Annotated in this window: 4 protein-coding genes; 2 read left to right on the top strand and 2 right to left on the bottom strand. The window is 60.9% G+C overall.

The features are described 5' to 3' along the window. Positions 1–316 precede the first annotated feature (316 nt). Positions 317–1,588, bottom strand: coding sequence for an ABC transporter substrate-binding protein (locus J2X19_RS25850; RefSeq protein ID WP_310377327.1), 1,272 nt, complete (start codon positions 1,586–1,588; stop codon positions 317–319). A 273-nt stretch (positions 1,589–1,861) separates the two neighbouring features. Here J2X19_RS25850 and J2X19_RS25845 point away from each other — a divergent pair, with 273 nt between their 5' ends. After that, entirely contained in the window at positions 1,862–2,881 is a 1,020-nt protein-coding gene (locus J2X19_RS25845) for a LacI family DNA-binding transcriptional regulator (RefSeq protein WP_310377325.1), read from the top strand. 329 nt (positions 2,882–3,210) lie between these two features. Here the strand turns inward: J2X19_RS25845 and J2X19_RS25840 are convergent, their stop codons facing one another. Continuing rightward, on the bottom strand, positions 3,211–5,379 hold the full coding sequence (locus J2X19_RS25840; protein ID WP_310377323.1) for an ATP-dependent helicase: 2,169 nt from the start codon (positions 5,377–5,379) through the stop codon (positions 3,211–3,213). A 221-nt stretch (positions 5,380–5,600) separates the two neighbouring features. Between J2X19_RS25840 and J2X19_RS25835 the strand changes: the two genes are divergently transcribed. After that, the gene (locus J2X19_RS25835) at positions 5,601–6,776 is read left to right on the top strand and encodes an EAL domain-containing protein (RefSeq protein WP_310377321.1); all 1,176 of its coding nucleotides are present in this window, start codon (positions 5,601–5,603) and stop codon (positions 6,774–6,776) included. Positions 6,777–7,015 lie beyond the last annotated feature (239 nt).

The following is a 7,015-nucleotide window of genomic DNA, read 5'->3' as shown; positions in this document are numbered from 1 at the left end:
TGATGACAATCGGCAGGAAGGTGAAGATGCCAATCACCACCAGGTTGGGGCCAACAAACAGCCAGCCGATGCGCGAGGCGCCCAGCCATTTCTGGCCTAACCGGAACACCGGCTCGAACAGATTGAAGAACAAGCCCAAAAGGCGTAGGAACACAGACATATCTTTCCTCTCCAGCGCTCTCGCGCAGGTGCAGGCATCTCCCCGCCACCGCAGCACAGGGGATTGGCTAGTCAAATACTACAAATTTAATAGCTGCTTGCGCACTATCTATAAGCGCTAGAGGCCTAAAAGACCTCTAACCAGCGCGGAGGCCGCTTACTTTTCGGCTTGCTTGACGGCCTCTGCCATGTCCGTGCTGATCTTGTTGACGGCTTCGTCCACGCTGATTTCGCCGACGATGGCCTGGGTGACACGGGTCACGGTGGGCAGCATCAGTGCCCGGTTGTATTTGTAGCCCTGCAGCGCGTAGGCGGCCGGTGCTACGGTAGGGGTGCCGTTGGTGAACACGGTCAGTGCCGCCTTGGCCGCCGGACCGGCACTGGTGTACGCCAAGCCCCGTTTGGCTACCTCGGCGTGGGCCGGAATGGTGTTGGTGCGGGAGGCAAATTCAGCCACATTGGCTTCCTGCGCCATGAAGTCCAGGAACTGGGCCACTTCCTTGGGCGACTTGGTGGTCTTCAGCGCCACCCAGGCCGATCCACCGGGCATGCCCGAGCAGGCGGCCGGGCCGCAAGGGTTGGGCACGGCCACCCAGTCAAAGGCGTTGCCAATTTCTTTTTGCATGCGGTTGATCTGCCACGAGCCCGACAGAATCATCACCAGCCGCCCGTTCTTGAACTCGCCCACGGTATCGGCATAGCTGGAGCCGCCCGAGCCGCCCCAGACGTCTTTCAGCATGGTCCCGTCCTTGTGCCAGGCGACGAACTTGCCCACCGCGGTCTTGTAGCCTTCGTCGAGTGCCAGGTTGCCCTTGGCGTCGAATATCTTGGCGCCATAGCTGACGGCCGGACCGGCGAAACGGTGGCCCGAACGGTCCCAGGCCATGGCAGCGGGGGTCTGGGTGGCCTTGGCCACCTTGCGCGCCGCGTCCGCCCACTCGTCCCAGGTGGCCTTGGGGCCAGGCAACGGAATCTTGGCCTGCTCGAACAGCGTCTTGTTGACGAAGGGGCCGGTCATGGTGAGTTGCGACAACATGCCGTAAATGCCCTTGTCGCCCGCCTTGTTGCGCATCCAGGGCAGGGTGCTGCCAAAGTTGGCTTCCCAGTATTTGCGGTCTTTCAGATACGGGCCGATGTCAATGTAATTCTTTGACAGGCCACCGATTTCGGCCACACGGGCAATGTCCGGGCCCTGGCCGGCTGCCAACTGGATGGGCAGCTGCTCCACCACAGTCTTGTAAGGCACGATGTCCAGGGCTACCTTGGCACCAGGGTTTTGCTTCTCGTAGCGCTTGATCAGGTCGGCGGTCACGTCGCATTCGATACCGTCCTGGTAACACATCACACGGATATCGGCGAGTGTGGCGGTGGCCAGGCCCATCAGTCCGACGCCGACGGCCAGGTTCAAAAGTTTGGATTGGAGCTTCATTTGTCTCTGCTTTCTTGGGTGGTTTTTCTCCGGTGCGGTGGCCAGCCTGAGCCGGGTCATCGCTCGGTGAAGAGTGCGTTTTGTTCGCCATTTCCACCGCCTGTGAATTATTATGGCAAACGTTTGCCAAAAACACCAAGGATTTCCTGACACTCTCGGGAAAACCCTGATTGGTCCGGTCGATGCAAGGGCCCGGTGCCGGGGCTGCGACAATGGCCGACAGAAAAGATGGCGCCTAAAGCGCTTGTGATGGACAGGGAGATCAAGGAAAACATGACAGACGAAAGTCGCCCAGGTGTGGGCCCGGTATCGCTTGCCACTGTTGCTGCGCAGGCGGGCGTTTCGATCGCCACCGTGTCGCGCATCGTCAACGGTGAAACCCGGCGCGCCTCGGCGGAAACCGTGGAGCGCGTCCGGCAAGCCATCAAGGCCGTGGGCTACCATCCCAACCAGCTAGGGCGGGCGTTGCGCAACCGCGAAAGCCGCTTGGTCGCGATGCTGGCGGCTAACCTTGACAACCCTGTAATGGCCACCATCGCCGCCTCTACGGAAGCGGCGTTGCGGCAGGCCGGCTACGTGATGATTCTTTGCGACACACACGACCGCCCAGACCTGCAGGACGATTACCTGAACGCAATGCGCTCACAGGTAGTGCAGGGCTATGTGATGGTCGCCAGCCAACCCAGCCCTGGGCTGCGCGACTTCGTGGAGCGCGGCGCGCCCATGGTTTTTGTCAGCCGACGTAGCCCGTTTGGCGAATGCTCGTTTGTCGGCCCCGACAACATTGCCGCAGGCTCCGCCGCAGCCGACTATCTGCTGGACCGCAGCATCGAGGAACCGGCCGTGGTTTACCCATCGCGGGAATCGTCCACCACACGCGAGCGGGTAAAAGGTTTTTGCGACCGGGTCATCGCCAGAGGCATCCCGGCCGACCGCATCCGCCGTGCCGATGGGCCGGGAATATCGCATCTGGAGATCGGCTACGCTGCAGCCCAGCATTTCTCGGCACCCCATGCCTGGCCACGCGGCGCCATGTGCATCAGCGACCAGGTCGCGTATGGTGTCCACAGGTTGGCCCGCGAGAGCGGAGTGCAGATTCCCCATGATTGTGAAATCGTGGGCATCGACGGCAGCCCTCTCAACGCCTGGCTGGCGCCCTGGCTAACGTCGGTCGAAATTCCGCACCCCGAGTTCGGCCCCAGCATCGTAGAACTGCTGGTCAGCCTGTGGGGCGGAGAACCGCCGCGGGAACATTTGATGCCGCATCGACTAGCCGCTGCGCTAGAAAGATAGTGGTGGCCAAAGGATTGGTGAGCGTCGGCTGGAATGTCGGTTAGCACGAGAAGATCGTAAGCCGTTGATTCAAAAGGGAGCTAATTCTTGAGGTGGCGAGCTTTGCATCTGTCGACACGGATGCAACCATACCCGGACGTCACTGAGAAGCGGCCAATTTAGACGGTATTCACCAGGTGGCATGCAAACTTGGTTAGCCGAGTTCACACGGCTAACCATGAGCTGCGGCAACTCCTGGATCTGCCCGTCCACGTTCGGACACCACGAACATTGCCGGCAAGATTTCTCGCTTCAGTTTTGACGCCCATATGAAATCAGGGAGGGGCGGCTCAACGCCAAGCCGCACCAACCCGTTCCCGTACCTGCATCACCGCCCCCGTCGGTTGCATCCGGCCCGGTGTCCCCGGTGATGCCGATGGCCAGCTGATGCGCTCAAACCTCGGCAACATCGCAGCCGTAATGAACCGCGTCCGTAGCGCGTACACATGCCGGTCCCCGCTGGTGCGCTGCTGGGTCAGATAGAACCGGTGCGGCTGCATCACATGCAGATAGTCCCGCGCCCGGGTCATCGCCACGTACAGCAAACGCCGTTCTTCCTCGATGTCGGCACTGTTGCCTGTACCCAAATCGGAAGGAATGCAACCATCCACCGCGCGCAGCACAAACACCGCCTTCCATTCCTGCCCCTTGGCCGAGTGGATGGTCGACAGGACCATGTAGTCCTCGTCCCTATATGGCGCACCGGATTGGTCGCTGGTGGCGTCGGGCGGGTCCAGCGTCAGGTCGGTCAGAAAGCGCTCGGTGCTGGCATAGCCACTGGCAATGCGCTCCAGGTTCTCAATGTCGGCGCGCCGCACATCGGCATCGTCGTGTAGCCGCTCCAGGTGCGGCAGGTACCACTGCTTGGCCAGGCTGATATCTGCAGGCCAGGCCAGCTGCGGATGGCGCAGGCCCCGGTACAGGCTGACAAAGGCCTGCCATTCCAGCTTGGCGCCACCGGGCGGCTCGAAGCTGTCCAGCACCGCCTGCGGCTCGGTCGACTGCGCCATCGCATCCAGGAACCGGGCCGCAGTTACTGCGCCTATACCGGGAATCAGCTGTGTGACCCGCATTCCCGCCAACCGCCCCCGTGGGTTCTGGGCAAAGCGCAGGATGGCCAGCATGTCTTTCACATGGGTGGCCTCCAGGAATTTGAGGCCACCGAACTTCACGAAAGGAATGCCGCGCCGCGTCAGTTCCAGTTCGACCGCAGCACTGTGCGAGGAGGTGCGGAACAAGACGGCCTGGGACTTCAGGCGCAGACCGGCCTCCCGGTGGGCCAGTACCCGCTCGGCGACCCAGCGCGCCTCATCGGCTTCGTCAGGCACCAGCACCAGCTGCGGCTTCATGCTCGACATCTTGTTCGTCCACAAGGTCTTGGCGTAGCATTCACGCGCCTGGGCAATGACGGCGTTGGACGCTTCCAGGATCGGCTGTGTGGAGCGGTAGTTGCGCTCCAGGGTCACGATGCGGGCCACCTTTCCGCCCTGGCCGGCCTGGCCGGCCTGGCCGTCTTGGCCGTCTTGGCCCACCCCACCGAACTGGTTCGGAAAGTCCAGGATGTTGCGCACAGTCGCACCGCGGAAGGCATAGATCGATTGGGCGTCATCCCCCACCACGGTGACACCGGCACCGTCGGGCTTCATGCCCAGCAGAATAGCGGCCTGCAGCCGGTTGGTGTCCTGGTACTCGTCGACCAGCACATGGTCGAAGCGGTTGCCCAGTTCAGCCGCCAGCACCGGCTCGGTGACCATCTCAGCCCAGAACAGCAGCAGGTCGTCGTAGTCGAGCACGTTCTGGGTTTGCTTGGCCTCCACATAGCCGCGGAACAGCGCCTTCAATTCGGTTTCCCAGGCAGCGCACCAGGTGAAGGTGGAGGCCAGGACATCGGCCAGCGACCCTTGGGTGTTCACCACCCGGGAATAGATCGACAGGCAGGTGCCTTTTTGCGGAAACCGGTTCTTGGTCGCTGACAGGTTCAGGTCATGCCGGACCAAGCCGAGCAAGTCTTCCGAGTCACTGCGGTCGTGGATGGTGAAGGTCTCGTCCAAGCCGATGCGTAGCGCATATTCCCGCAGCAAGCGGGCGCCAACGCTGTGGAAGGTGCCGGACCAGGGCAGGGCGGGCAAGGGAGTTGTGGGAAGGCTTGCCGCAAAGGACGCGCTTGACTGGCTGGCTTTCAGTACCCGTCCCATGACGCTGGCCACCCGGCGCTCCATCTCAACGGCCGCCCGGCGGGAGAAGGTCAGTAATAGGATGCGCTGGGGATCGGCGCCGTGCAGAATCAGATTGGCCACCCGGTGGGCCAGGGTATTGGTTTTACCCGAGCCTGCACCGGCAATGACCAGCAGCGGTCGGGTGTCGGCTGCCTGGTCGCCCAGGCCATGGCGTACCGCGTCCTGCTGGGCAGGGTTCAACTCGGCGAAGGGATCGGTAGGGGCGGGCGTTACGATGGGCATGGGCGCGTCGGGAGCTGCCCATACTGTATATCAATCCAGTTATGTTAACCCATGCTGACTTTGACACAGTGAAGGGACGACTCTATGGCCATCCTGGTGGGCACCACATCCTGGACTGACAAGTCCTTGGTGGCTTGCAAGCGCTTCTATCGTTGGTTGACTGAGGATCTGGCGAATTGAAGCTTGAAGCCGGGTGATCAACCTCGGCGCTAAGATAATGCATGGAACCTGAACTGCGCCGGGCTCTGGTACAAGATGAATTGAGGGTGTACTTTCAACCCCGGGTCAACCTAGCGAGCGGCGAAATCTGCGGTGCCGAGGCTCTGGTGCGCTGGCAGCATCCTGAACGGGGCCTGGTTCCACCATCGGAGTTCATTCCGCTCGCCGAGGATACAGGGCTGATCTTGCCACTCGGCGAATGGGTGATTCGGAACGTCTGTCGGCAGCAGCGTGTCTGGCTGGACGGGGGCTTGTCTGTACCGCCGGTGGCGGTCAACCTCTCGGCGCTCCAGTTCCGCCAGAAGAATCTGGTCCAACTGATCCGTCAAGAACTGGCCGCCAATCAGCTGGGCGCTAAATACCTGGAAATAGAGATTACCGAATCTACATTGATGGACAGCGTGGACGAGGCCGCCGCTACTTTGCAGGAGCTAAGGACGACTGGCATCAAGATATCGTTGGACGATTTCGGCACCGGCCATTCTTCGCTCAGTCGACTGCGGCGTTTGCCCATCGACCACTTGAAGATTGACCAATCCTTCGTGTGCAACCTGACCACCGAACCCGAGGATGCCGCCATCTGCCTGGCGATCATTGGACTAGCCCACAATCTGCGTATGACGGTAATCGCCGAAGGCGTGGAAACCGAGGGGCAGGCGAACTACCTGCGCCAACACCATTGCGATGAAATGCAGGGCTACTATTTCAGCAGGCCCTTACCGGTTGGCGACTTTGAACAACTGCTGCTACAGCGCAGAACCTTGATCCTACCTGTGCGTCCCGCAAACGAGCGCCGGACGCTACTTTTGGTGGACGATGAGGCGGATGTTCTCTCCGCACTCAAGCGCATGCTGCGTCTGGAAGGCTATGACATCATCACAGCAACCAGTGCACGCGAAGGCCTGGAGCTCCTATCGATCCACCCGGTGCAAGTCATCATTTCGGACCAACGTATGCCGCAGATGAGCGGCTCTGAGTTTCTTTCGCGGGTGCGCGATCTCCACCCCCACACTGTCCGCTTAATTCTTTCCGGTTACGCTGACCTTCGCAGTGTCACTGAAGCAATTAATCACGGTGCCATCTACAAATTTCTCACCAAACCCTGGGACGATGAGATGCTGCGCATGGACCTGCGCGAGGCTTTCCGCCACCAGGAATTGGCGCCGCGCAAAAAGTAGTGACCTGAAAAGAGCTTGGCCTATGACTGCATCATCAGGGCGTCTCGGCGTCGGCGGCAACACGCGGTGCATCATGGGCGCCGACTTGTTCATCACGCGGGGGATAGTCCGTCATGCGCTTTGACCGCACATACTTGGGTCTATTGTATGGACCGGGTACCTAGGTAACAGGTGTGCGAGGACATGGGTAACACTTTTCCCGCGCGAGATGCGCGAGGAGAAGTACATGGCCTGGCAAA

This window comes from Rhodoferax ferrireducens, from assembly GCF_031458075.1.
Taxonomy (GTDB): Bacteria; Pseudomonadota; Gammaproteobacteria; order Burkholderiales; family Burkholderiaceae_C; genus Rhodoferax_B; species Rhodoferax_B ferrireducens_A.
The sequence above is the reverse complement of the archived record's forward strand: the minus strand, read 5'-3'. Positions and strand labels throughout refer to the sequence as shown.

Bases quoted from the DNA above. Each gene is read 5' to 3' on its own strand.
- J2X19_RS25845 (WP_310377325.1), top strand. From the start codon at position 1,862: ATGACAGACGAAAGTCGCCCAGGTGTGGGCCCGGTATCGCTTGCCACT.
- J2X19_RS25835 (WP_310377321.1), top strand. From the start codon at position 5,601: ATGGAACCTGAACTGCGCCGGGCTCTGGTACAAGATGAATTGAGGGTG.
- J2X19_RS25840 (WP_310377323.1), bottom strand. From the start codon at position 5,379: ATGCCCATCGTAACGCCCGCCCCTACCGATCCCTTCGCCGAGTTGAAC.
- J2X19_RS25850 (WP_310377327.1), bottom strand. From the start codon at position 1,588: ATGAAGCTCCAATCCAAACTTTTGAACCTGGCCGTCGGCGTCGGACTG.